Origin of the sequence: Aphanothece hegewaldii CCALA 016, assembly GCF_003007785.1 — a bacterium.
GTDB classification, from domain to species: domain Bacteria; phylum Cyanobacteriota; class Cyanobacteriia; order Cyanobacteriales; family Microcystaceae; genus Chroococcus; species Chroococcus hegewaldii.
In genome coordinates, this window is record NZ_PXOH01000003.1 from 177,775 (window position 1) to 201,629 (window position 23,855).

General features: G+C 39.4%; 25 protein-coding genes, 1 other RNA gene and 1 riboswitch. Of the genes, 10 read left to right on the forward strand and 16 right to left on the reverse strand.

The genetic code is table 11. The features are described from left to right. Positions 1-2: 2 nt before the first annotated feature. Positions 3-779: a 3-methyl-2-oxobutanoate hydroxymethyltransferase gene (gene panB / locus C7H19_RS04140; RefSeq protein WP_106455627.1), complete on the forward strand. Its 777-nt coding sequence runs from the start codon at positions 3-5 to the stop codon at positions 777-779. A gap of 32 nt (positions 780-811) precedes the next feature. On the opposite strand, the gene C7H19_RS04145 is transcribed toward panB, so the two are convergent. From C7H19_RS04145 to C7H19_RS04170, 6 genes are all read right to left on the reverse strand, one after another. Further along, the gene (locus C7H19_RS04145; protein WP_106455628.1) at positions 812-1,588 is read right to left on the reverse strand and encodes an ABC transporter ATP-binding protein; all 777 of its coding nucleotides are present in this window, start codon (positions 1,586-1,588) and stop codon (positions 812-814) included. A 75-nt stretch (positions 1,589-1,663) separates the two neighbouring features. Further along, complete coding sequence (locus C7H19_RS04150; protein ID WP_106455629.1) at positions 1,664-2,512, reverse strand: ABC transporter permease; 849 nt, start codon at positions 2,510-2,512, stop codon at positions 1,664-1,666. Between the two features lie 29 nt (positions 2,513-2,541). Then, positions 2,542-3,588 carry an ABC transporter substrate-binding protein gene (locus C7H19_RS04155; RefSeq protein WP_106455630.1) on the reverse strand — a complete coding sequence of 349 codons (1,047 nt, stop codon included), beginning with the start codon at positions 3,586-3,588 and terminating at the stop codon, positions 2,542-2,544. Positions 3,589-4,021: 433 nt separating this feature from the next. Continuing rightward, complete coding sequence (gene hypB, locus C7H19_RS04160) at positions 4,022-4,732, reverse strand: hydrogenase nickel incorporation protein HypB (protein WP_106455631.1); 711 nt, start codon at positions 4,730-4,732, stop codon at positions 4,022-4,024. 69 nt (positions 4,733-4,801) lie between these two features. After that, positions 4,802-5,185, reverse strand: a complete 384-nt coding sequence (gene hypA / locus C7H19_RS04165; RefSeq protein WP_106455632.1) for a hydrogenase maturation nickel metallochaperone HypA — start codon at positions 5,183-5,185, stop codon at positions 4,802-4,804. 4 nt (positions 5,186-5,189) lie between these two features. Next, entirely contained in the window at positions 5,190-6,383 is a 1,194-nt protein-coding gene (locus tag C7H19_RS04170; protein ID WP_106455633.1) for an agmatinase family protein, read from the reverse strand. Positions 6,384-6,475: 92 nt separating this feature from the next. After that, positions 6,476-6,612: riboswitch (guanidine-I (ykkC/yxkD leader) on the reverse strand. 302 nt (positions 6,613-6,914) lie between these two features. Here C7H19_RS04170 and psaC point away from each other — a divergent pair. Then, positions 6,915-7,160, forward strand: coding sequence for a photosystem I iron-sulfur center protein PsaC (gene psaC, locus C7H19_RS04175; protein WP_106455634.1), 246 nt, complete (start codon positions 6,915-6,917; stop codon positions 7,158-7,160). Between the two features lie 142 nt (positions 7,161-7,302). On the opposite strand, the gene malQ is transcribed toward psaC, so the two are convergent. From malQ to C7H19_RS04210, 7 genes are all read right to left on the reverse strand, one after another. Further along, positions 7,303-8,811, reverse strand: a complete 1,509-nt coding sequence (gene malQ, locus C7H19_RS04180) for a 4-alpha-glucanotransferase (RefSeq protein WP_106455635.1) — start codon at positions 8,809-8,811, stop codon at positions 7,303-7,305. Positions 8,812-8,911: 100 nt separating this feature from the next. After that, on the reverse strand, positions 8,912-11,071 hold the full coding sequence (gene ppk1, locus C7H19_RS04185) for a polyphosphate kinase 1 (protein WP_106455636.1): 2,160 nt from the start codon (positions 11,069-11,071) through the stop codon (positions 8,912-8,914). A gap of 79 nt (positions 11,072-11,150) precedes the next feature. Next, on the reverse strand, positions 11,151-11,384 hold the full coding sequence (locus tag C7H19_RS04190; protein WP_106455637.1) for a hypothetical protein: 234 nt from the start codon (positions 11,382-11,384) through the stop codon (positions 11,151-11,153). Between the two features lie 3 nt (positions 11,385-11,387). After that, a complete protein-coding gene (locus tag C7H19_RS04195) occupies positions 11,388-11,621 on the reverse strand; it encodes a hypothetical protein (protein WP_106455638.1) in 234 nt (77 codons plus the stop codon). Between the two features lie 174 nt (positions 11,622-11,795). After that, a complete protein-coding gene (locus C7H19_RS04200) occupies positions 11,796-12,572 on the reverse strand; it encodes a Stp1/IreP family PP2C-type Ser/Thr phosphatase (RefSeq protein ID WP_106455639.1) in 777 nt (258 codons plus the stop codon). Positions 12,573-12,601: 29 nt separating this feature from the next. After that, complete coding sequence (locus C7H19_RS04205; protein ID WP_106455721.1) at positions 12,602-14,290, reverse strand: ABC1 kinase family protein; 1,689 nt, start codon at positions 14,288-14,290, stop codon at positions 12,602-12,604. Positions 14,291-14,422: 132 nt separating this feature from the next. Further along, positions 14,423-14,743, reverse strand: a complete 321-nt coding sequence (locus C7H19_RS04210; protein ID WP_106455640.1) for a DUF6825 family protein — start codon at positions 14,741-14,743, stop codon at positions 14,423-14,425. Between the two features lie 156 nt (positions 14,744-14,899). Here C7H19_RS04210 and C7H19_RS04215 point away from each other — a divergent pair, with 156 nt between their 5' ends. Both C7H19_RS04215 and C7H19_RS04220 read left to right on the forward strand, forming a co-directional pair. Beyond that, on the forward strand, positions 14,900-15,160 hold the full coding sequence (locus C7H19_RS04215) for an Asr1405/Asl0597 family protein (RefSeq protein ID WP_106455641.1): 261 nt from the start codon (positions 14,900-14,902) through the stop codon (positions 15,158-15,160). A 22-nt stretch (positions 15,161-15,182) separates the two neighbouring features. Continuing rightward, positions 15,183-15,791: a (2Fe-2S) ferredoxin domain-containing protein gene (locus C7H19_RS04220; protein WP_106455642.1), complete on the forward strand. Its 609-nt coding sequence runs from the start codon at positions 15,183-15,185 to the stop codon at positions 15,789-15,791. 7 nt (positions 15,792-15,798) lie between these two features. Here C7H19_RS04220 and C7H19_RS04225 read toward each other — a convergent pair whose 3' ends face one another. From C7H19_RS04225 to C7H19_RS04235, 3 genes are all read right to left on the reverse strand, one after another. Beyond that, complete coding sequence (locus tag C7H19_RS04225) at positions 15,799-16,011, reverse strand: hypothetical protein (RefSeq protein ID WP_106455643.1); 213 nt, start codon at positions 16,009-16,011, stop codon at positions 15,799-15,801. A gap of 83 nt (positions 16,012-16,094) precedes the next feature. After that, positions 16,095-17,288 carry a glycosyltransferase gene (locus tag C7H19_RS04230; protein ID WP_181280521.1) on the reverse strand — a complete coding sequence of 398 codons (1,194 nt, stop codon included), beginning with the start codon at positions 17,286-17,288 and terminating at the stop codon, positions 16,095-16,097. Positions 17,289-17,324: 36 nt separating this feature from the next. Then, on the reverse strand, positions 17,325-18,626 hold the full coding sequence (locus C7H19_RS04235; RefSeq protein WP_106455644.1) for a TAXI family TRAP transporter solute-binding subunit: 1,302 nt from the start codon (positions 18,624-18,626) through the stop codon (positions 17,325-17,327). 140 nt (positions 18,627-18,766) lie between these two features. Here C7H19_RS04235 and C7H19_RS04240 point away from each other — a divergent pair, with 140 nt between their 5' ends. The 6 genes from C7H19_RS04240 (at position 18,767) to C7H19_RS04265 (ending at position 23,821) form a co-directional block, all read left to right on the forward strand. After that, positions 18,767-19,249, forward strand: a complete 483-nt coding sequence (locus C7H19_RS04240; protein WP_106455723.1) for a hypothetical protein — start codon at positions 18,767-18,769, stop codon at positions 19,247-19,249. A 50-nt stretch (positions 19,250-19,299) separates the two neighbouring features. Next, positions 19,300-19,484: non-coding RNA, 6S RNA (gene ssrS / locus C7H19_RS04245), on the forward strand. 121 nt (positions 19,485-19,605) lie between these two features. Further along, on the forward strand, positions 19,606-20,880 hold the full coding sequence (locus C7H19_RS04250; RefSeq protein WP_106455645.1) for a M16 family metallopeptidase: 1,275 nt from the start codon (positions 19,606-19,608) through the stop codon (positions 20,878-20,880). A gap of 57 nt (positions 20,881-20,937) precedes the next feature. Continuing rightward, positions 20,938-22,203 (forward strand): M16 family metallopeptidase, encoded by a 1,266-nt coding sequence (locus C7H19_RS04255; RefSeq protein ID WP_106455646.1) that lies wholly within the window; start codon positions 20,938-20,940, stop codon positions 22,201-22,203. Positions 22,204-22,303: 100 nt separating this feature from the next. Further along, entirely contained in the window at positions 22,304-23,026 is a 723-nt protein-coding gene (locus C7H19_RS04260; protein ID WP_425428856.1) for a hypothetical protein, read from the forward strand. A 27-nt stretch (positions 23,027-23,053) separates the two neighbouring features. Then, positions 23,054-23,821, forward strand: coding sequence for a Uma2 family endonuclease (locus C7H19_RS04265; RefSeq protein WP_106455647.1), 768 nt, complete (start codon positions 23,054-23,056; stop codon positions 23,819-23,821). The last annotated feature ends 34 nt before the right edge of the window (positions 23,822-23,855 follow it).

A 23,855-nucleotide genomic window follows, 5' to 3' on the forward strand; every position in this document is an offset into this window, starting at 1 on the left:
CGATGGCAGTCACAACAGGGCAACTTAGACAATGGAAGCAAGACAAGCGCCCAATCATTACTCTAACCGCTTGGGATTATGCGATCGCACAAGTTTTAGATGAGGCTGAAGTAGACTTGATTTTGGTTGGAGATTCCCTAGCTATGTCTATTTTAGGTCATCAAACAACCTTACCGATTACTTTAGATGAAATGATCCATCATGCGTCTGCGGTGTATCGGGGTGTAAAACGGGCGTTAGTGGTGTGTGATTTGCCTTTTTTGAGTTATCAAGAAAGTACGACTCAAGCGATCCACTCAGCAGGACGAGTTTTAAAAGAAACGGGCGTTAGTGCGGTTAAACTAGAGGGAGGCTATCCTGCTATTGTCGAAACGATCGCCCAACTAACGGCTATTGGTATTCCTGTGATGGGACATATTGGGTTAACGCCTCAATCTGTACATCGTTTAGGTTATCGACAACAGGGAAAAACACAAGAGGATGCTGATCGGATTTTCAATGAAGCGATCGCACTTTCTCAAGCGGGAGTTTTTTCGATTGTCTTAGAACATATTCCCAGTGATTTAGCTGCTATCATTACTGATAAATTACCCATTCCAACCATTGGTATCGGGGCGGGGAATCGTTGTGATGGACAGGTTTTAGTCACTGCTGACTTATTGGGATTAACGAAAAAACAGCCCCCCTTTGCGAAATCTTATGTTAATTTACGTGAAATTATTACCCAAGCCGTACACAATTATGCTAAGGAAGTTCAAGAAAAAAATTTCCCTCAATAAGTTGCTTCCTCGGATACACCCAAAAAAGTCATCTATGCTGCTGCTGTAATCGCTTCCTGACCGTGTGAACGCAGCAAATCCATTAATTCATCCTTATAATCGTGAAAAACGGTTTGACGCTTAATCTGACACGAGCGCTCTGGTAAATTGACGACGATTTCCCGTCTGACGGTTCCAGGACGTGCGCCAAGGGCATAAATACGGTTAGATAAGAATACGGCTTCTTCAACATCATGGGTAATCATAAAGATGGTGATGTTAGTCCGTTTCCATAGATCTAACATAAAGTTGTGCATCGATTCTTTGGTATGAATATCCAATGCGCCAAAAGGTTCATCCATTAATAATACCTTGGGTTCGGAGGCTAAAGCACGTGCGATCGCTGCTCGTTGTTTCATCCCTCCCGATAGTTCTTTTGATAAAGATTTAGCAAACTTAGATAAACCAACTACATTAAGATAATAACTCGCTCTTTCCCGTCTTTCACGAGCGGGAATTCCCTGTAACTTGAGACCAAATTCTGTGTTTTCTTGAATATTCATCCAAGGATACAGTGTATAGTGTTGAAAGACCATGCCGCGATCGGGTCCTGGACCTGTTACGGGTTTTCCATCTATTTTGACATCTCCTGTTGTAGGCTGATCTAATCCTGCTATTTGACGCAGTAGAGTCGATTTTCCTGATCCTGATGCACCCACTGCACAGATAAACTCTCCCTGTTCAATGTCCATGTTGATATCTTTGAGAACGACGAGAGTTCCTTGTTTCGTTTCAAAATGCTTATGTAGGTTTGTAATTTTTAGATACATCTTTTCAATTCCATCCTAAAGATACTGTTAATTTTGGGGGATTTGTGCTATGCAAATTGTGTTTTAAATCACTAATTAGCGTTTTTGACTCGACCATTTACAAGTGACTCTGAGAAGATATTGGAATAAAAGGTCAAAACACAAACCAATAACCCCAATGACAATTAATCCAACAAAGATTTCATCGGTTCTTAAAAAACGTCCCGCGACACTAATTCGACGACCTAAACCTTCAGTGGATGCGATTAATTCTGATACAATCACTAATTGCCAAGCTGCTGCTAAGTTAATTCGACAAGCGTCAATAATACCGGGTAAAACGTGGGGAAAAATAACCTGAGTTAATGTCTGCCAACGATTCCCACCTAAAATATAAGTGGCTTCGATTAAATCTTTTGGGACAAATTTAACGGTATCCATTACCATCAGTGAATTAAAGAAGAAAACTCCAAGAAAAATCAACATGATTTTTGGTTCTTCCCCAATCCCTAAATATAGAATTAATAAGGGAATAAAAGCGGGTGCGGGCATATAACGCATTAAGCCGAAAAGTGGTTCTAAGAGAGCGCGAATACTCGGAAAACTCCCCATTAATACCCCAACTGGAATAGAAAGCAACGAGGCAAAAATAAAGCCCACGCCAACCCGCCACAAACTCGCTACCGTATCTTTTAATAGTTCTCTTGTACTCCAAAGTCGGCCAAATGCGTCTAGGACTTTTGCAGGTGAAGGGAGAAATTTCGGGTCAATATTACCAAAGGTTGTGACGAGCCACCACAATAATAAAGGGAGTGCGATCGATGTAATGGTTAAAACAGTATAAAGGGGTTTAGGAATATCTTCGGCTAATCGCCAGAAAACACTCGGTTGTAAATTATTGTTACGAGGTGGTGTTTTTGTGGTCAATTCTGTGCTTTGTGTCATGTTCGGTTCTCCAAAAGGGAATAATGTTTTTACGATTTGTATTTTTCGGCGTATGCTTTAACAAAGCGATCGTCAAATAATTTACTTGTATCGGGTTCATTTTGGGCTAAACCCACTTCAACCAAAAACTCGCCCAGTTTTTCGGCTGCATAGTGCAAAGAAGTCATATCATTACCAGGGACAAAAGCTTTAAGATTTTCGTCTATAGTAAATAGCTTCGTTCCATCGGCATATTGTTGATATTCCGCAACCGAAACACCCGCCCGTCTGGCCATAATTTCAGTTGCTCTTTCTGGGTTTTTCTGGATAGTTTCTAGAGTGGCAAACCAAGAATCTACTAAAGCTTGTACTTTTTCGGGGTTTTCTTCGATATATTTACGATTAAAAACCAAATGATCGGAAATTGAGCCTGGAAAGTCTTTAGAGCTAAATAATTCTTTACTTCCAGGACGTTTTAAAGCTTGGGTGGTAAAGGGGGCAAAAACGGCGACTGCATCAACTTGTCCACCGACAAAAGCAGAAGCAGCTTTACCAGTTTCGAGAGGCACAAACTGAATATCTTTTGGAGACATCCCCGCTTGTTTGAGTCCCAGTAATAAGAGAAAATGATCAACGGTTCCTTCTTCGGCGGCGACTTTTTTTCCTTTAAGATCCTGAACCGAGTTGATGCCTTCACGGACAATTACTTTATCGTTTCCCGTTGAGTTATCATTCACTAAGACAACTACTTGGTCAGCACCACCAACAACCGAACTGACTGTATCTCCCAATGTTTGGCTATTAGCATCTATTTGTCCTGCTGTCAAGGTACTTATTGATTCTAAATAACCATCAAACCATTTTAGATCGACTGGAACTCGTTGATCTTTAAAGATTCCTTTTTCTTTCGCCACTTGCCAGGGAAACCAGCCAGGCCATGCACTAAACCCCAAGCGAACCGCATCTACGCCCGCACTAGAAGCTATTTCATCTTCACTGGTGGTTTTAATATAAACGGCGGGATTCGTGCAAGCTACTGTTAAAGATAAGGTAATCACGAAAAGTAAAATAGAAGATATTAGCGATCGATGTTTCATAGTTTTACATTGTAGAAATAGTCAAAATTAAGCGGATAAAAAGTCTGCTGTAATGAATATTTGATTGGGCAATCATCAGAACCTTAATACACCAGTGAATGAATGATGGAAGATAAATATTTGATTGGGCAATCCGTTAGTACATTAATACACCAGTGAATGAATTCACTGTCTCATAGCTTAAGTCCATTAAAATGGACTAAAAACTCTTTATATTGAGTCGGTTTTAACAAGGGGCTGTGTTCGCCGTGCGACGGCGAACCTTGTACGCCCCGCCGACTGTAGAGACGCGCCATGGCGCGTCTCTACGAGACAGGGATTTTAATCCCTGGCATACTGGCATACTGGCATACTGGCATACTGGCGTAATGGCATACTGGCGTAATGGCATACTAATCACTGATTGTTTATTCCTCCATTAGTCCCTGACGTATTAATTACTTACTAACCTCGAATAATGGTGGGTTGTTGCAGGATGATTCAGTTGAGAACTTACCCAACTAAACCACTCATCTAACCCTTCACCAGTCTTAGCCGAAACAGGAATAATAGTTACAGTTGGATTCATCTGACGTACATTACTAATAATGCGATTGAGATCAATTTCTAAGTAGGGGGCTAAGTCCATTTTGGTAATCAATAAACAGTCTGCTTCTTGAAACATCACGGGATATTTCAAAGGTTTATCTTCTCCTTCTGCAATACTGAGTAAAGCGACTTTCGCGTGTTCTCCAACTTCAAATTCAGCCGGACAAACCAAATTACCCACATTTTCGACGAAAACTAAATCAAAGTCTGATGGGTTATATTCGTGAGCGAGACGATGAATACCCCCTGCAACCATCTTAGAATCGAGGTGACAGGAACGACCCGTATTAATCGCAATCACAGGTACATCATATTGTCTTAAACGCTCTGCATCTAATTCTGTGGTCATATCGCCTTCAATAACCGCAATTTTGACCTCATGGCTCAGTTTTTCGAGAGTACGTTCAAGTAATACGGTTTTTCCAGCACCAGGACTACTCATAATATTTAGACAAGTAATACCCCACTCGTCGAAATGTTCTCGGTTATGGTCGGCTCCTGCTTGGTTAGCATGAAGTAAATTTATGCCTAAAGCTGCGTCAAAGGTTTGGTGCATATTAGCTTAAACTCCTTTTATCAAGGATTTGGATAGGGAAACGGGGGAGAGAGAGAAGAAAGACAAAAATCACCGTAAAGAGCCTGTTTTTGCTTCAATTTCTGGCTGTATATATTCAATGCGATCGATTTTGAGTTCTCGACCTGAGCGAATATCTTCCATCGGCGATTGACATTTAGGACAAGCGTACTGTATACCAATTTCAGGATAATATTCTTGTTGGCAACGGTGACAAAAGGCAATTAAAGGCGTTTCTTGAATGACCAGTTTTACCCCATCTAAAAAAGTGTTTTGGGTTTGGACTTCAAAAGCAAATTGCAAACTCGCCGGTTCTACACAAGTAAACTGTCCCACCGTAAGATAAATCTGTGTAATTTTGGGACGTTCTGGCTCTTGCTCCCACCAATCACGTACAGTAATGAGTAACGCCTTTGTCATGTCGGTTTCGTGCATGATTTTAAGTCCAAGCGATTAATTCTGGTTGTGCTTCTGGATGAATGTAAGCGGGTTTTCGAGTGCGGGGTAATTGCCCTGATTTAACCAAATGCGCCATCGAATCGCAAATAACCCGTGTCGCCATCAAAGAAGTCATATCACTAACGTCATAAGGGGGGGAAACTTCGACAACTTCGATTCCACAAACGGGAACTTTTCGGATAATTTTACCCAGTAAACCGAGGGCTTCACGAGGCAGTAAACCACCGGGTTCAGGCCAACCGGTGCCAGGAACAAATCCCGCATCGATACAATCAATATCGAAACTAATCCAGACACAATCTGTCCCATCTGTGGCGCGTTCAATAGCATAATCCGCCGCCGCATCTAAGCCCATTTCAGTAATATCAGTCACGGTTAAGATATTTGTTGCTCGTTCTCGACAGACTTTTACACCTTGTCGGGGGACTTGCCATCCGCCTATTCCCAGTTGTACTAAATTCTTAGCGGGGGCGTTTTTCATGTTGGTAGCATGAAACCAAGGACAAGTGTGCATCCGTTCGTCTAAATCGGTTTCTTGGGTGTCTACGTGTCGGTCAAAATGGATAATACCAACTTTTTTGTCTCCCAAATGGCGACAAATGCCGCGTACTGTGGGAAAACCGATCGAATGATCACCACCGAGTAGAATAGGAAATGCACCAGAATTAAAGATATGCGCTACGCCTTTAGAAATCTGGTCAAATGATTTCTCATTATTACCCGGAATTGTGAAAACATCCCCGACATCACACATAGTAATCTGTTCGCGTAAATCTACTCCCATTTCAAAGTTATAGGGGGTATAAAGTGCCGAAATACGGCGAATTCCTTGGGGACCGAAACGAGTTCCAGGGCGATAAGTAGTTCCCGAATCATGGGGTATTCCAACAATAGCCACATCGTAGTTACCAACTTGACGGACATCCTCTAAATAAGGAGCCTTCATAAAGGTGTTAATGCCTGCATAGTGGGGCAATTCACCACGAGAAAAAGTGGGAATAGTACGATCGATAATACTATCAGCCGCTTCGAGTCCGTATTCTAGCCCTTTATTAACTTCTTGTTGCCAACCCGTCAAAGGCAGCCGATTTTCGAGTTCTAAGGCTCGTTCTGCTTCCGAGGAATGGCCGTTATTATTACCATTCGGGGGCATAAAAGAAGGATGCTCGCTCATCTGTAAACTCCTGTAATGATGACAATACAAAGTATAGATGCACAAAACCCCAAGAGAAATATCTTAGAGATTGTTTTGTGTCAATCTATGATTTCTCCCGGGTTTTTTTCCCTCCGTGTAGCCACCTACAAGAGGACTCAAATTTAATTAAGTCTAAATGCAATTTGATTAAGGTAGCTCGCCTCTCTCGGACCAGACGTTATTCACCGGAACCCTAGAGGCAATATATTTAAATATATGGTAAGTTATTGAATTTAAAATAAAAATAGCAACTGTTGATCCAAGTAAATGTATAAAATATTACAAATCTCAGTTTGTGTAAGGATTTGAAGACCAAATCCCTACAGGCAGATTTAGGTAACTTAAATTTTTCAAGTATTGAAGCAAACAAAAACTGAGAAATCTCATATAAGTTCTGTAACGTATTTTGAAGTTATGTAGCTATTTAAGAAGGGAAATTCTAACTGTGGGATAAATTAGCCGATAATCCAGAAGATAACAAAGAGAACACTAGGAAGGAGTCATTACTCAATGTCTCATAGCGTTAAAATTTACGATACCTGTATCGGTTGCACTCAATGTGTACGCGCTTGCCCTACCGATGTATTAGAAATGGTACCTTGGGACGGTTGCAAAGCCGGACAAATTGCCTCTTCTCCCCGTACACAAGATTGTGTAGGTTGTAAGCGGTGTGAAACAGCTTGTCCTACTGACTTTTTAAGCATTCGGGTTTACCTAGGTGCTGAAACAACCCGTAGTATGGGTCTAGCTTACTAAGCACCGAGATTTCATTAGGCAATCATCCTGTTTTAAAGTCTTGGGACAAAATTCTAAAAAAGAGGGAAGATTATCCCTCTTTTCTAATTTATAGGGTATGGTTATTGTTCCCCTATCCCGATTTAGTTTGATTGAGTTTGATTTAGCGACTTCGTCCGAAAAGAGTGGTCATACTTCCTAAGCGATCGCTATATTCTTGAGTAAGAGCCTCACTACGATAACGCCAACTCCAATTACCCTCGGCTTTACCTGGGGTATTCATTCGCGCATCTGAGCCTAAACTAAAGATATCTTGTAAAGGAATAATGGCTTGATTAGCGACGGAACTTAGGACAAGACGAATCAAATCCCAACTAATCCCATAAGAACTAGCACAGCCTAAATACTGTAGAAGACGACCTTTTTCATAGTCCCGTAAATCCTCATGATACCAACCCATTGTTGTATTATTATCATGAGTTCCCGTATAGATCACGCTATTAAGACTCGCATTAAACGGTAAATAAGGATTTCCTGAATCGCCCCCAAAGCCAAAATGAAGAATTTTCATCCCCGGAAAACCATACTTATCACGCAAATCTAAGACCGCTTGATCAATATCGCCCAAATCTTCCGCAATAATTGGCAGTGTTCCTAAATTACTCCGAATTGCTTCAAATAATTCCGCTCCAGGACATTTGACCCACTGACCATTAATCGCCGTTTCTTCGCCCGCACGAACTGACCAATAAGATTCTAAACCGCGAAAATGATCGATCCGAATCACATCAACAATATACAACACACTTTGAACGCGACGTACCCACCAATCAAAATTAGTTGATTGTAGATAATCCCAGTTATAAATCGGATTGCCCCATAATTGACCCGTTGCCGAAAAATAATCGGGGGGAACTCCAGCAATTTCTAACGCTTCTCCCGTATTTGGATCGAGTTTAAAAACTTCTGGATGTGACCAAACATCTGCGCTATTTTGGGAAACATAAATCGGAATATCGCCTACAACTTGAATCCCTGAAACGTTAGCATACCGTTTAAGAGCAAACCATTGCTCAAAGAACTCATACTGCACAAACTGATAAAAGAAAATCTCTTGCTGTAAATTATGACGCGCTTGGTTCAAGACATCAGGATAACGATGGCGTAGTTCTTGTGACCATTGCGTCCAACTTCCTGTACCTTGTGTGTCCAATAAAGCCATAAACAGCGCGTAATTATCGAGCCATGTTGCATTTCCTCGACAAAATCCTTCAAATTGTCGGGCAGCAATGGGAAGCGCTTGAATTGAAAGAGCGAAATTTTGCGCGGCTTTTCTTAAAAGTGGCATTTTCCAAGCAATCACTTTATCAAAATCCACCATATCTAGTGGGAAATTGGGTAGATTTTGTAAGTCTTCTTCTTGTAATAATCCCTTTTCTAACAGTATATCTGGACTGATTAAGAGAGGGTTACCAGCGATCGCAGAAAAACTCATGTAAGGAGAGTTTCCATATCCTGTCGGCCCCAACGGTAAAATCTGCCAAAGTCGCTGTTTACTTTGAACTAAAAAATCAACAAACTCATAAGCTTCTTTTCCTAAATCCCCTATCCCGTAACGACCAGGAAAACTTGTAGGATGGAGTAAGATACCGCTAGTGCGGGGAAATGGCATAACTTGATCACCTCAACGTAATCTCTAAATTCTAAATTGTATTCGAGTTAGTTAGGGGTCGAATCTTCCTTATGTTGGGGATTCAAAAAAAAATTTATAATTATTCGATTCTGGCTGATTTTGCGGCTTTTTCCATCAAAATCACTTGTGTTGATTGCTCTTGTCCATTTTCAGAAGGACGACGTTGAAGATAGGTTCCATCGGTTTGTAATTCCCAAGCTTGACGATTATCAGAAAGCATAATCCCTAATATTTCTTGTAACTCTTTCATAATGGCTGGATCTTCAACCGGTGTCACCGCTTCAACCCGACGAGTGAGATTACGCGTCATCCAATCTGCACTACCGATATATATTTCCTCATTCCCTCCATTATTAAAATAGAAAATCCGAGAATGTTCTAAGAAACGACCGATAATACTAATAACGCGAATATTACTACTCACATCGGTAATTCCGGGTCGTAGACAGCAAATTCCTCGTACAATTAAATCAATTTGGACACCCGCTTGGGACGCTTGATACAAGGCTTCAATGACCAAGGGATCAACTAAAGCATTCATTTTCGCTACAATGCGACCACTACCACTATTACGACAGTGTTCGGCTTCTCGTAAGATCATAGCGATCATGCGATCTCTCATATTAACTGGCGCGACCAACAGTTTACGATAGGATTTCTGCCTAGAATATCCAGTTAAAAAATTAAATAAATCTGTTAAATCTTCGCCTAATTCTTGACGACAACTAAATAATCCTAAATCAGTATATAATTTTGCTGTTTTTGGGTTATAATTACCAGTCCCAATATGAACATAACGACGAATTTGGTTTCCTTCTTGACGAACAACCAGTATTATTTTGGTATGAGTTTTTAGACCAACTAAACCATAAACAACGTGTACGCCAGATTGTTCTAATTTTTTTGCCCAAGTAATGTTATTTTCTTCATCAAAGCGGGCTTTTAATTCAACTAAAACCGCCACTTGTTTACCATTTTCGGCGGCGGCAATTAAAGAATGTATAATCGGCGAATCCCCCGAAGTACGATAAAGAGTCATTTTAATGGCTAAAACGTGGGGATCGTGTGCAGATTGAGTAATAAATTGCTGTACTGAAGCCGTAAAGGAATGATACGGGTGATGGACTAAAATATCGTTATGGCGAATTAGATCAAAAATTTCGTCGCCTTCAAGTTGAATAATATTATCTTCATTACCATCTACCAATTCTTTGATATTTTCTAAAACTGGCGGTGTTACAGGAGTCCAAGGCGTTTCTTTAAGATCAGGACGCGGAATCGACATAAAATAAAATAAATCTTTGAGTCCGAGTAATCCCTCAATTTCATACACATCTATTTCCGCTAGTCCCAAATCATCTATTAATTTTTCTTTGATATGGGCTGGAATAGAGGCATATATTTCTAAACGAACGGCAGATTTACCAATACGTCTTTTACGGATTTCTTGTTCAATAGCGAGTAGGAGATCATCAGCTTCATCTTCTTCAACTTCTAGATCTGCATTGCGAGTGACTCGAAACGGATGACATTCTTGCATGAGCATTCCGGGGAACAATGCTTCTAAATTATGAGCCATTACCTGTTCTAGTGGAACACCTGTCCAAAGTGAGGGTTTTTCGTCTTGTTGTCGGAGTTCTTTGGGTAAGGCTAAAAAACGCGGTAAGTTACTAGGTACTTTGACTCGTGCAAAACATTCTTGATCGGTGTCGGGATCTCGCAGAACAACGGCTAAATTTAGACTTAGATTAGATATGTAGGGAAAGGGATGACTCGGATCAACGGCTAAAGGTGTTAATACGGGGAATATTTGCTGTTCAAAGTATTGATGAAAATGATTACGCTGTTCTTGATCAAGATCGACGTAGTCTAGTAAATGAATTCCTTCGGCGTGTAAAAGATTTTTTAGGGTATGTTCAAAGTGATACGCTTGTTCTTGTACCCAAGGTCGAAGGCGATCGCTAATTGCGCTAAGTTGTTCAGCAGGAGTCAAACCATCGGGGGTTAATTTGGTCACATGGGCGGCGACTTGACGCTTTAACCCAGCCACCCGAACCATAAAAAATTCATCCAAATTAGAACAAAAAATCGCACTAAATTTCAGGCGTTCGAGTAAGGGTGTACGTGGATCGAGAGATTCAGCCAAAACTCGATAATTAAACTCTAACCAACTTAATTCACGATTAAAATAATATTGCGGTTCTTTAAGATTTATGTCGGCAATGACCGGATTAACCATAATTGTGTATTGAAAAATTCGTATATATTTAATACTTGATGACCTACGCATTAAAGCTGTAGGTTAAGTGCAAAATTAATTATTTTACGCTCAATAAAGCTTGTTCAATGTCCCTTGAAAACTCGACCTTAATAAAATAATCTGCTGAATAAAGATAATCCTCTCCCTCATTATCAATAATCCGTAGATAATTTGACCTTGCTGCACTTTCATCCTCAATAACTTGATAAATGCGCCGTAATGTAAGCAAATCTTCATCATCTGTGCGAATACAAATGACAAATTGAGGGGGTTTGATTTGAGAACTTTCCATAAGCTAATCTAAAAATCGTTTAATTCTCATTTTCCGTTTACCAATACTATGTGCTTCAAACCAGTGAACTTCTGCTAAACGAATCTCTTCATTATTTAAGCGAATTGTAGCAATTCCTTTAAGTTTACGCCAGCGACCTTGACCATATTCCACCTTTAATAAAGGCAGAATACGAATACTGTTGCCTACTGCAATAACCTCAATATTGCTAATCTCTCCGATAATTTCAAAGTTCATTCAGTCAACAAACGAGGGATAATATTCGTTTTACTCCAAAAAATAGCTATCACTATTTCTAACTAACTTCTGGTGAACTCACCCAATAGTGCAAAAATGACTACGGATGTGGTGTTAGATGACCTTATCTTATCGTGATCAGTTAAGAAGTAATTTATCTTTAGGTTAAGAAATCTAAGAATCTTTTAAACCTAGCTGAGGTTGAGGATCAATAATTGTGTTCAGTTGTTGTTGAGCGATTAAAACCACCGTTATATTATCTGAACCTCCTGCCATTTTAGCGGCCTCGATTAAATCATTAACGATTTCATCTTCTTTACTTTCTCTTTTCAGCATCATGGCAATTTTCTCGTCTGGGACTTCCTCCGTTAACCCGTCACTACACATCATTAAGCGATCGCCTGGTTGTACATTGAGGGGGAAAACTTCTACTTGACGGAGATCTCGTCGTCCTAAACACTGAAACAAAACGTGTCGCCAGGGGTGAGTTTTTGCTTGTTCTGGTGAAATATCGCCCATTTTCAAAGCACGAGCGACCCAAGTATGATCTTCTGAGAGTTGTTCAAGATTGTTGCTGCGGAGGCGATATAATCGAGAGTCTCCGATATGGGTGTACCAAGAATTGTTTTCCCGAAATAGAACAACGACGACGGTTGTTCCCATATCCGCCCGTTCTGGATGATTATACTGATCATCTAGAATAACTTGGTTAGCGCGATACAGAGCATCTTCTAGTAGTTCATCCGATGGTGAGTCTGAGTCCCAGTATTCTTCGAGATAAGCTTGTATGGTTTGAGTGGCCATCAGACTAGCTTCTTGACCACCTGCATGACCTCCCATCCCATCAGCGACAATATAAAAGCGTCCCTGTGAGTCAATATAATAACTATCTTGATTAACCGAACGCACGACCCCGGGATCACTGTGTCCGGCACAATTACGACTGATCATCGGAAAGAGTGACTTACATGAATGAAGGATTAGAGCATTTTATCGAGTCGATCTAGCCGTCGAAATAGGCGAAATAAAGCCCATGCGGGAATCACTGCTAAAAGCAGAGAAATTAAAGCTAGAGTGGTATAACTATGAACAAAGAGGAGTGTCGCACTGATTATCAAAGCACTAATAATTAAAGTATAGTTAGTGCTTACTTGAATTGTACCTAAACGGCGTAAAATTCGATCGGACTCGGTAGAACGAACTCTAACGCGGATATCTCCCCTTTCAAGTTTATCAATAGTATCATCAATGCGTCGAGGTAAACTTAATGCGGTACTACTAACTTGCGCCGCTTGACGACTAATTTCATCAAATAAACCATTTCCGTTGGATGTTGTTAGTTCATTCATAAACTGTGTGGCAAAGGGTTGCGCCACCTCCATAAAATTGAATTCGGGATCTAAACCTTTTCCTACTCCTTCTAAGGTCGAAAATGCCCGCATCACAAAGGTAAAAGTTGCGGGAAAGCGGAAAGGTTGATCATAGGCTATTTCATAAAGATCCTCGCTAATGGCGGCTACTGACTGCTCCTCAAAGGGTTTATCCATGAAGTTATCTAACATGAATTGAACCGATCGCCTAACGGGGGCCATATCACCCGTAGGGACTAATGCCCCCAGCGCCACCAGAGAAGCGACTACGCGATCGGCATCTTTAGAGACAATACCAAACAAAGTTTGCATTAATTTTTCTTTAACATTACTTTGCAGTTGTCCCATCATGCCAAAATCGTAGAAAATCAGCGAACCATCGGCACTAACCGCTAAATTTCCAGGGTGAGGATCTGCATGAAAAAAGCCATCATTCAGGAGTTGTTGTAAGTAAGCTTTTGCCCCCAAACGAGCCAGTAATTTCCGATCTAGTCCTGCTGCTTCAATGGCATCATAGTGACTAATTTTAATCCCAGGCAAGTATTCTAAGGTCACGACTCTTGGCGAGGTATAACGCCAATAAACGCGAGGCACTTTTACCCAATCTTCGCCCCGAAAATTGCGACGAAAGGTATCGGCGTTACGACCTTCATTTAGATAATCGGTTTCTTTCCATAATATTTTACAACATTCTTCATAAATACCGACCCAGTCTCGACCTTTGCCCCATTTTGGATGATTTTGGAAGTATTGAGTAATACGCTTTAGAATTGCTAAATCGATCGTAAATAATTTTTTAAGTCCAGGACGTTGAATTTTAACAACTACTTCTTCACCTGAATTTAGTTGTGCTTTGTGAACTTGCCCTAAACTAGCCGCAGCTAAGGGAATTGGGTCAAAACTGCGAAAAAGCTGAGGAATGGGTTTACCTAAGTCAGCAGCAATAATTTTAGCAACTTGTTCGTAGGGGAAAGCCGGAACTTGATCCTGTAGCTTACTCAGTTCTTCGACATATTCCACGGGAAATAGATCAGCGCGAGTCGAGAACAGTTGTCCAACTTTAATAAAGGTTGGCCCCAGTTCGAGTAAGTTATCTTTGATCCAAATGGCTTGTTTTTTGCGACGGATGGCGGCTTTTTCTTCGGTATATCCCCCTGAATAACTCCAATGTTTGCCATTTAGCCAAAATTGAGAGAGCAAGGACAGAACGAACCGCCAAATATCAAAACGACGGCGGTTAGTAGAGTAGTTTTCTCGGTTCCAACGGTAGGAACTCTTCGCAGGTTTTATTTGAGGCACACGGGTAGGATCAAATAGGTTAATTAAATTGCTGTTCTGTGACAGAGCAGGCACTCTCTTAATATTCCGTAATGTAATAACGACTACTTCTATTCTATAGCGAAGTTTCAGCCTTCAAATCCCCAAAAGGGTTTAAAGTGGTTGCTGTTCTCGGTAGTTTTTTAAGGAAGCGCGAACGGTGGCTATTTCGGCTCTGAGTTCATCGATCGTTTCTTGTAGATCAACAGTTCCTTGATTACTGGAAGAATTGCCATCGGTGTATGATCCTTGTGCTGCTTGACGTTCGGCTCTTGCTTGCACTTCTTCGATGAAGGCTCGCAGGTTTTCCCGTTGTTCGGCATCAAACTTACCCAGATCGCTCAAAGCATTGGTGAAACTGTCTTCGAGTTTTTCCCCTAAGACTTCGGCTAACGCTCTTCCGACAAAAAAGGCCTGAATAACCGGGTTAGTCATGGTAAATCTTTCTTAATATAAGGTTTCGTAACAAATTATATCTTGCTTCCTCGGATTACGGTGAGTTATCCATTTGAGGAGACCTCGAAAATTATTGAGAATTATTAGCACTTATTCGCTATACTCAAAATAGAGATCAACTTAAGTGCTGTTTCCATGAACGCAAATAACCCATATTGGCAATATAGTCAAGCCCTTTCCCTGAAAGGATCAGAACGTTGGGAAGTTTATCAACGTTTACAAGAGTTAGAGGTCATTTGTTCTTGTCAAAGTCATGAGCCTTTACGGGTTAGTTTGCAAACACCGACAGACCTCATTCTGCTTTGGTGTGTGTCACGGCGAGTTACTTCTGGTCGTTCTGAGTTGCTCTGCTGGCTCAAACGTTGTTGGTCAACAACTGCGAATGAAATTCAATAAAGCTCAATTTTGGTAAACAACGATGTCAAAATTTCGAGAACAAGTACAAGACTTCCAAATAACCGCCCAGTTAATCGGTTTTGTGATTAAAGATGGTTATAAAATTAAATATGTGAGGGTGAGTTTTTCCGATTGGGAATACTGGATTAAACCCGAAAAAGAAATTAGAAATACTTTAAATACTGCGATCGCACCCGGAACCTTTTTAGAAATTATGGGGACTAGCGAGTGGAAATCGGGCAAATTAAAGTTAAAAGCCGATCATATTAAAATTTTTGATTCTGAGATTAATACTAAAATTAATTCTTCTCCTTCATTCGTCGTAGAGACTCCAATAACACCTGCTAAAACGAATAAAGCTTGTGTATTAGTCTGTCAAAAATCGACTTGTTGGAAACGCGGTGGACAAGAAGTCTGTCAAGCGATTGAAAATACGATTCAGAATCATGGTTTAACAGAACAAGTACAAGTTAAGCTAACGGGATGTTTAAAACAATGCAAGCAGGGGCCTAACGTCGTTGTAATGCCCGATAAAGCGCGTTATAGCAACGTCAGACCCCAAGAAATCGACTCTTTATTTGATAAACATTTTGCAACAACGGCTCAATTGTCAACCGTCAGCAATCGTTAATTATATTTTAGTGACCCAGTATTTGTCTTGGAGATAGTTTGATTTCGCCATAATCGGGAATCCAAGCTATCCAAAAACCGTCTTCAGTTTTACACAGGAGTAACGCCTCGTCGTGGCTGTAAGGCGATGGTAATTCACGTAATTTGACCCAAGTTGATGCTTTTAGTTTAGTATCGTGGCTTTGTTGCGTTGCTGGTGCGTTTAATGAAATAACAGACATATACAGATCACCCCAATATGTTCTGTATCTTATTTTACAAAGTGCTGAGAGTGAGAGGGAAAAATTGTCGTAAAACGTTACTTTTATTCCAGCATCCCTAATTCCTTTAATCCTTGGCGTAATTTTTCCGCCTGTTCAGGATTTTGTATTTCATGTAGAATAATGGCTTGTTTAAAGGCTTCTTGACTTTCGGCTAAATAGCCTAATTTAAAGAAAACAACCGCTAAGTTTTGATAAGCGGCAGCATATTCGGGATTAATTGAAATCGCTTTTTGATAGGCTTTTACGGCTTCGGGTAAATTCCCCATTTCTTTAAGAAGCATTCCTAAATTGTAATATCCTGTCGCAAAATTAGGATCAATATTAATCGTAAATTCATAAGCTTTTTTCGCGTTTTGTATATCACCAACTGCTTGTAGTAAACCACCTAAGTTATTGTACGCGCCTAACTTCAGTTGAGGTAAAATGGGTTGTGCGATCGCTTTTTGATAATGTTTAACTGCTTGCTCAATTTTTTGCTGTTTTACATAAGCATTTCCTAAACTATAATGTAATTCATAAATAACTTTAAAATCAGCCGTATTCGCTTTTAGTCCTTGCTTTAATAATTTTAATCCCTTTTCCGTTTGACCTATTTGTAAATATAATGCGCCTAACTTACTACAAACATAAGAATCATGAGGATTTTGCTTCCAAAAACCTTCCATTGCTTTTCTAGCGCGTTCATATTTATCTAAAGCTTTAATAAATTCAGGTTGATAACCATAATGAAGAATTCCAATTGCTGGAATATCAATAACTTTCCAGTGAGATTCTTCTTTTATTAATTTGATAGCACTATCATCAATCAAAGTATGATAAGGGCGATTAAAATAGAGCTTAGGATGATTGCGAAATAGACGACAAACTAAAGAATAAGGAGATTGTGCCGCCCCAATTTCATGACGAATAAAATTAATTACTAAAGCATTTTCATCATTCATTATCTGACGAATTTGAGGAATAATTTTAGGTTCTAATGTTTCATCCGCATCTAGAACTAAAATCCAATCACCTGTCACATATTTTAAAGCCGCATTGCGAGCCGTAGAAAAATTATCGCACCACTTAAAATATGGAACCTGCGCCCCAAAACTCTGAGCAATTTCTACAGTTCTATCGGTTGAACCTGTATCCATCACAATCATTTCATTGACGATATTTTGCACACTTTTTAGGCATTTTTGTAAATTGGCTTCTTCATTTTTTACAATCATACAAAGACTAAGTTTAACCATAGGATTTAATGATAATTAGAGGGATTAATAAACTCTTCAGCTATTTGAAAGACGAGAATTAAGGATAACTGTTTCTCGATGGCGAACCGTTGTTATAGCGACTTCCCAAGGAAAAGCAAAAGATTGAAAGGATTCGGGAGAAATACGATCTTTATCTAAATCAATGACAACTTGCTCAAAGATTTTTAGTAGTTGACGATGAATCAATTCTAATTTATGTAAATCATTCGTTTGATGAATTTGCTCAATAATTTTAATCAGTTCTATATTATATTGATCGGCGCGATTTTTTTGTTTATTATTGAGCCATAATCGTAATTGCCATAAACTAGAAATTCCTAAAACACTTAGAGAAGTTAATAGCCCTAAAGGTTCTGCATATGTAACGAAGAAATTAGGTTGATCTTGATTATAATAAGCCAATGCTCCATCATGAAAGGAAAAACCTAAACTTTGAATTGATTCAGGCTGTCTAATCATCGCGGCTGAAGCATTTTCTTTCACTAATTCATTGCGTGATTCATAAAGAATACGAGTAATTTCATAAATCAGATCAAAATTAATATTTTTATGAGTGACTAAAATAGCACGCACAGCAACAACGGGTAAATCATCAGCAGGAATCGGAATAAAACCATTATAAGCACCTTTTGGAATTATACTCTCTTCTAATACAGGTAAAGTTAATTGTAAAGCGGCTGCTTGGTCAATTGAAACTAATTTAATTTCAGGTTTTTGTAAAAGTTGAGTAAGTGCTGAATTACCCAAAGCTGAAACTCTAAAAACAGCATCAACTTCACCTAAGTCTAAAGCTTTATAGGCTTCCTCTGGGGATAATAATACTGTTTTAAAGTCCTGCTCTTTGAGTCCATAATGTTTACTAAGCGGCCAAAATAAAGCATAAGAGCCACTTCCTTTGGGCATCAAAGCGATTCGTTTTCCTTTAAGCTCACTAACTTTATTAATATTGGAATCTTCCCTAACAATGAGATGAAACATTTCTGGAAAAAGAAAGCTAACAACCTTGACAGAAGGCTCAATTGATGTATCGCTTTGTAACATCGCTAATTGTACTTTTTTTTGTTGGATTAACTCCTTATTTTTTTTCGATCCTTCCGTTTCTATAACTTGTATTTTAATTTTAGAGTTATTTTTTTCAACAATTTTAGATAACGCTTGAGCAAAAGCATAATATTGTCCATCTTTCGCCCCTGATGCAAGGACTAAAGTCGTTACTTTGCTTGAATGATATACCCATTTAAAACTAAGCAGACCAACGATAATTAGACTAAATAGTACAATATATAAACCTAATTTTTTTTGGATAATTTTTTCCATATATTTGATTAAGCATGGATGATCTAGCCAAGTTGAATTGATGTTCTTATCCTAAATTATTCTGAGGATAGTTGTATTTCTTTCCTCGGCTTGTGTATTTTGTGTTAAAAAATATTAAGGGAAATTTAACGATTAAACAAATGACTAATCTTAACTTTGGTAAACCTCGTCCCTTATGGCGAGTGCTTACCCTATCCGTTGTAACTTTTATGTTATATTATGGATGGTACAAATATATTATTCAAGAAGAATTACGTCGTTATAATGGTTATGGTTGGTCAGGTACTCTTTGTTTGTTTCCTTTTGTAATTGGAGTAGCTTTACCACAAATTATCTATCAACTTTATCCTACTTTAGGAAGTTGGGTAAGTTCACTTTCTTTACTCGGTATTGTCTGGATATATATTGTGCAGTACAAGTTGTATCGAACAGTTAATGAACTTTACCGAAAAGAAGGTTTAAAAGAACCTTTAACCATTTGGTGGTTATTCATTCCTGGATTAAACTTAATGGTTGGTTTTAGACAAATTCATTTTCTAAGCGAATATTGGGCTAAAAAACAAAATACATCCATTGATGATCCTTTTGCTCAGGCAATTCCGCTTATTTCGCTAAACCTCTAGCCCATCACAGAGGTTGACGACGGACTAAAAAAATAGCTATGATAAGAGTTACAAGGCTGCTGTGTTGGTGTCTGCCAATAACGTTTATTGATCTATGCTTGTTTATTAAGGGAACTATAAGACCTTTGTGCAGTAGTAGACCGAGCTTGTACTCGGAAACGGAAGTGCGAAGCATTAGCGCCCACCTGGATTATCCAGGTCATAAGCTGAGGTAAAACGGCACAGCAGTCTTCCTTATTTTTGGCATGATGCAAGAATTGTTAGAATTTATTGATAAAAATAAATTACAATCGGTCATAAGAGGCTAAGATCACATAAAATTTAGGTAAAGACAATGTAATGTTGTAGAGCCTACATTGATTCAGTTATCAGAACGCCTGGCAACGCCGTTGTTTCCCGCCAAAATCTGGCGTTTGGAACAAGGATTGACCGTTATTTATCATCATTTACCTGTAGCTGCTGCGACAGTAGTTGATGTCTGGGTAAAAGCTGGAGCCGTAGCCGAACCCGAAAACTGGTCGGGAATCGCGCACTTTTTAGAACATATGATCTTTAAGGGGACAAAACGTATCGCCCCTGGTGTTTTTGACCAAGAAATCGAATATCGTGGAGGGATGACAAATGCAGCAACCAGTCATGATTATGCTCATTTTTTCCTGACGATCGCAAACTCACAAGTTACCGAAGCATTACCCTATCTAGCCGAAATCTTACTACAAGCGGAAATTGCTGATGAGGAGTTTTACCGAGAAAGAGACGTTGTTTTAGAAGAATTAAGATCCTGTCAAGATGATCCAGACTGGCTAGGATTTCAAACCTTGTGCGAAAGTATTTATCAGAGTCATCCTTATGGTCGATCGATTTTAGGAGATGAAGCAAGATTGATGCAACTATCGCCGAATCAGATGCGTTGTTTTCATCGTACCCACTATCAACCGAAAAATATGACGGTAGTGGTAGTTGGTGGAGTCTCAGAAGAAGAAGCATTGAGAGCCGTTCGTCAATCCTTTGCTAATTTTAGTACACCTTCTGAATGTCCTGCCACAGAAATCGAAGCAGAACCCCCGATGATCGGAATTCGTCGATCGCAACTCTTTTTACCTCGTTTAGAAACCTCTCGTTTAACAATGGCTTGGAATGGGCCTGGTGTGGAACAATTAGAAGATGCTTTTGGTTTAGATCTAATTTCAGCAATTTTAACAGGTGGACGTTCATCGAGTTTAGTGAGAGACTTAAGAGAGGAACAACAGTTAGTTTTAGATATTGATAGTTGTTTTTCGCTGCAACGTGATTCTAGTTTGTTTACACTGAGTGCATGGTTAGATTCAACGAATTTAGACCAAGTAGAACAGTTAATTTGTCAAGCAATTCTGAAACTACAAAAGCAACTCATTACAGAAGAACAGCTAAAACGTGGCATACGAATTTTACTAAATGACTACATTTTTTCGACTGAAACACCTGGACAAATTGCCGGTTTGTATGGATATTATCAAACAATTGCTCAAGTTGAATTATCACTCACCTATCCTAAAGTGATTCAACAATTGCAAGTCACTGATGTACAGCGTTTAGCGAGTCAATATCTCTCGCCCGAACGTTATGCAATTACCATTATGCAACCAAGTTAATAGTTAATACAATTTATCGTCAGAACGACAAAGCGAGAAGGCTATTTACAGCAAATCATGAAAGAACAAAAGGTGCATCGGTTGATGTTAGAAAATGGCATCACCTTATTGTTAGTTGAAAATCAAGCGGCTGATTTAATTGCTGGACGAATTTTCCTCAAAAATTCGGGTTCAAGATGGGAAAATAGAGAAAAAGCAGGATTATTTCATTTATTAGCAGCAACATTGACTAAAGGTAGTCAAAAATATTCATCTGTCGAAATTGCCGAAAAAGTAGAATCAATTGGTGCAGGTTTAGGGGCTGATGCTGGTGCAGATTATTTCGTGATTAGTCTGAAAACAATTACAGCAGATTTCGCGGAAATATTATCCTTAGTCGCCGAGATTATTAAGTTTCCCACGTTCCCAGAAAATGAAGTTGAACGCGAAAAATATCTGACTCAACAAAGTATCCGCTCACAACAGGAACAACCGTTTAACGTCGCATTTAGTCAATTGCGAGAAGCGATGTATCCTAATCATCCCTATGGTCTTTCGCTTTTAGGAACAGCAGAAAGTGTCGCCCAAATTACCCGTTCTGACTTAGAATATTGCCATTATAATCATTTTTGTCCTGAGCAGATGATTATTAGTCTTTCAGGTCGAATTACTGTTGCAGAAAGTGTACAATTAATTGAAGATGCGTTTCGAGATTGGAAACCGGAAAGTAATGGGTCTACTCAACTCAATTTAACTCCTTTACAAGCAAATCCCTTACAAAAATTAACAAAACAGGAAACACAACAATCGATCGTTATGTTAGGGTATTTAGGTGCTTCGGTAAAAGAGGATAACTACGCTATTCTTAAGTTATTGAATACCTATTTAGGGAATGGTCTTTCGAGTCGCTTATTTGTTGAATTGCGAGAAAAACGCGGATTAGCTTATGATGTATCTTCATTTTATCCAACTCGTCTTGAGCCATCACAATTTGTAATTTATATGGGAACAGCACCGCAAAATACGGCGATCGCAATTGATGGTTTACACACCGAAGCTGAACGACTGTGCGAGACTGAACTCAAACCAGAAGAATTACAAACGGCTAAAAATAAATTATTAGGACAATACGCATTAGGGAAACAAACTAACGCTGAAATGGCTCAATTATTTGGCTGGTATGAAACCTTAGAATTAGGAATTGAGTTTGATTCTCGATTCCAAGAAGAAATTGCGAATATAACGCCAGAAATGGCTCGAAAAGTGGCTAATCAGTACTTAAGATTGCCTTATCTTTCATTAGTGGGACCGGCTGCTATATTAGATGGATATGACGAACCTTGACCGTAGTAGGGAAAGTTAAGTTAATATGGAGTCATTAAAAATTTATGTTGATGATGGCTCTAGAACAAGAAAATAGTTAGATGTTTGCCCAATCCTAAAGATGCTCACAAATTCGGCTGATCGATCGCTGACCTCAATGGAAAAAGTCGTCATTATCATCAATTCTGAAGCTCATGGAATTGGAAAACCTTCTCGGTTGTCTCCGGTTGCCGAAAGAATGGTCAATGCTTTAAAGCAAGCTATCCCAGAAACCCTTGCTGTAGAGGTTATATCTGCTGCTTCACTTTGGTCAAAATCAGAATCGCCAAAAAATAGCAAAAATTTAATTTACTGTCCTCTGACGATTCAATTACCCCTAGGGTTCGATTTCCCAGGACGAACCATTTATCAAAATTGCCGTGATCTCGAAGCTAGACGCACTTGGGTTGAGCAAAAATTAGCCTTTCAAACCAGTATCGGTGATTCTTGGTTAGGGGATCTTTGGCTACCTATTGTTTTAACTCCTAAAGGGCCATTATATGGCGAAGTCATTGGCGAAGGCGCGATGCCCAATGCTTATCAGCAACCGATTGATTTAACTGATGATCTGCGTCAACCATTGTATTATTTAGCCCATCAGTTACTCGAAAATATTTCAGCACCGCCATCGGTTTATCTTTTGCAGTTTAGTTTACTCGGCAAAGATATTGTTTTTGACAGACTTTGGCCTTTTCCGGCTGCACCTGCGATCGCTTCAATTAAAATTCAAAACCCGAATTTATATGCTTGTTATTGGCACTGTTTAACTAATCAGCCCATTTTAGATTTAGCTATTGTACCCTAAAAATAGTACAAAATTGGCAAAATAATCATGTCTACTGATATTATTTCAGAAAACCTATTTTTAGATCAAGACAAGGAATGGGAACCCCCCATGCCACCCACTGATCTAATATTTGATGATGGAGAGCCGATGGAAAGTAATCGCCATCGTATAGCAATGAATACCCTAATTCAATCAGCCGAAATAGCTTTGTCTAGTCGGGTTGATTTTTTTGTCGGGGGTAATATGTTTGTCTACTTTAGCAGTACACAAGCCCGAAACCGAGATTTTAGAGGGCCAGATTTTTTCGTTGTTTTGAATGTTAATCCGAGAGTCGATCGCCAAGGTTGGGTTGTCTGGGAAGAAAACGGGCGTTATCCTGATGTAATCATCGAGTTAATGTCATCGAGTACCGCCGACTCAGATATTGGAATCAAAAAAGATATTTATGAAGAAGTGTTTCGGACACCTGATTATTATGTTTTCGATCCTTTTGATGAAAATTCCCTTAAAGGATGGCATCTTGATTCTAATCAGGGATATCAAGAAATTATTCCGAATGAACGAGGCTGGCTTTGGTGTTCTCGTTTAGAATTATGGTTAGGTATCTGGTCTGGTGCAGTTAGCCGAGATCAAGCGGCTTGGTTACGCTTTTATGATCTCCAAGGAAATTTAATTCCTTTACCCGAAGAATTAGCCGTAAGAGAACGCCAACGAGCCGAAGAAGCCACACAACGAGCCGAAAATGAAAGATTACGAGCCGAACGTTTAGCCGCGAGACTAAGAGAATTAGGTGAAAATCCTGATGATATCTAAAGATAGATGACTAAATACCTCATAATTTGGTAAT

Coding starts and splice junctions, on each gene's coding strand:
- panB (WP_106455627.1), top strand. CDS start 3: ATGGCAGTCACAACAGGGCAACTTAGACAATGGAAGCAAGACAAGCGC.
- C7H19_RS04145 (WP_106455628.1), bottom strand. CDS start 1,588: ATGTATCTAAAAATTACAAACCTACATAAGCATTTTGAAACGAAACAA.
- C7H19_RS04150 (WP_106455629.1), bottom strand. CDS start 2,512: ATGACACAAAGCACAGAATTGACCACAAAAACACCACCTCGTAACAAT.
- C7H19_RS04155 (WP_106455630.1), bottom strand. CDS start 3,588: ATGAAACATCGATCGCTAATATCTTCTATTTTACTTTTCGTGATTACC.
- hypB (WP_106455631.1), bottom strand. CDS start 4,732: ATGCACCAAACCTTTGACGCAGCTTTAGGCATAAATTTACTTCATGCT.
- hypA (WP_106455632.1), bottom strand. CDS start 5,185: ATGCACGAAACCGACATGACAAAGGCGTTACTCATTACTGTACGTGAT.
- C7H19_RS04170 (WP_106455633.1), bottom strand. CDS start 6,383: ATGAGCGAGCATCCTTCTTTTATGCCCCCGAATGGTAATAATAACGGC.
- psaC (WP_106455634.1), top strand. CDS start 6,915: ATGTCTCATAGCGTTAAAATTTACGATACCTGTATCGGTTGCACTCAA.
- malQ (WP_106455635.1), bottom strand. CDS start 8,811: ATGCCATTTCCCCGCACTAGCGGTATCTTACTCCATCCTACAAGTTTT.
- ppk1 (WP_106455636.1), bottom strand. CDS start 11,071: ATGGTTAATCCGGTCATTGCCGACATAAATCTTAAAGAACCGCAATAT.
- C7H19_RS04190 (WP_106455637.1), bottom strand. CDS start 11,384: ATGGAAAGTTCTCAAATCAAACCCCCTCAATTTGTCATTTGTATTCGC.
- C7H19_RS04195 (WP_106455638.1), bottom strand. CDS start 11,621: ATGAACTTTGAAATTATCGGAGAGATTAGCAATATTGAGGTTATTGCA.
- C7H19_RS04200 (WP_106455639.1), bottom strand. CDS start 12,572: ATGATCAGTCGTAATTGTGCCGGACACAGTGATCCCGGGGTCGTGCGT.
- C7H19_RS04210 (WP_106455640.1), bottom strand. CDS start 14,743: ATGACTAACCCGGTTATTCAGGCCTTTTTTGTCGGAAGAGCGTTAGCC.
- C7H19_RS04215 (WP_106455641.1), top strand. CDS start 14,900: ATGAACGCAAATAACCCATATTGGCAATATAGTCAAGCCCTTTCCCTG.
- C7H19_RS04220 (WP_106455642.1), top strand. CDS start 15,183: ATGTCAAAATTTCGAGAACAAGTACAAGACTTCCAAATAACCGCCCAG.
- C7H19_RS04225 (WP_106455643.1), bottom strand. CDS start 16,011: ATGTCTGTTATTTCATTAAACGCACCAGCAACGCAACAAAGCCACGAT.
- C7H19_RS04230 (WP_181280521.1), bottom strand. CDS start 17,288: ATGGTTAAACTTAGTCTTTGTATGATTGTAAAAAATGAAGAAGCCAAT.
- C7H19_RS04235 (WP_106455644.1), bottom strand. CDS start 18,626: ATGGAAAAAATTATCCAAAAAAAATTAGGTTTATATATTGTACTATTT.
- C7H19_RS04240 (WP_106455723.1), top strand. CDS start 18,767: ATGACTAATCTTAACTTTGGTAAACCTCGTCCCTTATGGCGAGTGCTT.
- C7H19_RS04255 (WP_106455646.1), top strand. CDS start 20,938: ATGAAAGAACAAAAGGTGCATCGGTTGATGTTAGAAAATGGCATCACC.
- C7H19_RS04260 (WP_425428856.1), top strand. CDS start 22,304: ATGCTCACAAATTCGGCTGATCGATCGCTGACCTCAATGGAAAAAGTC.
- C7H19_RS04265 (WP_106455647.1), top strand. CDS start 23,054: ATGTCTACTGATATTATTTCAGAAAACCTATTTTTAGATCAAGACAAG.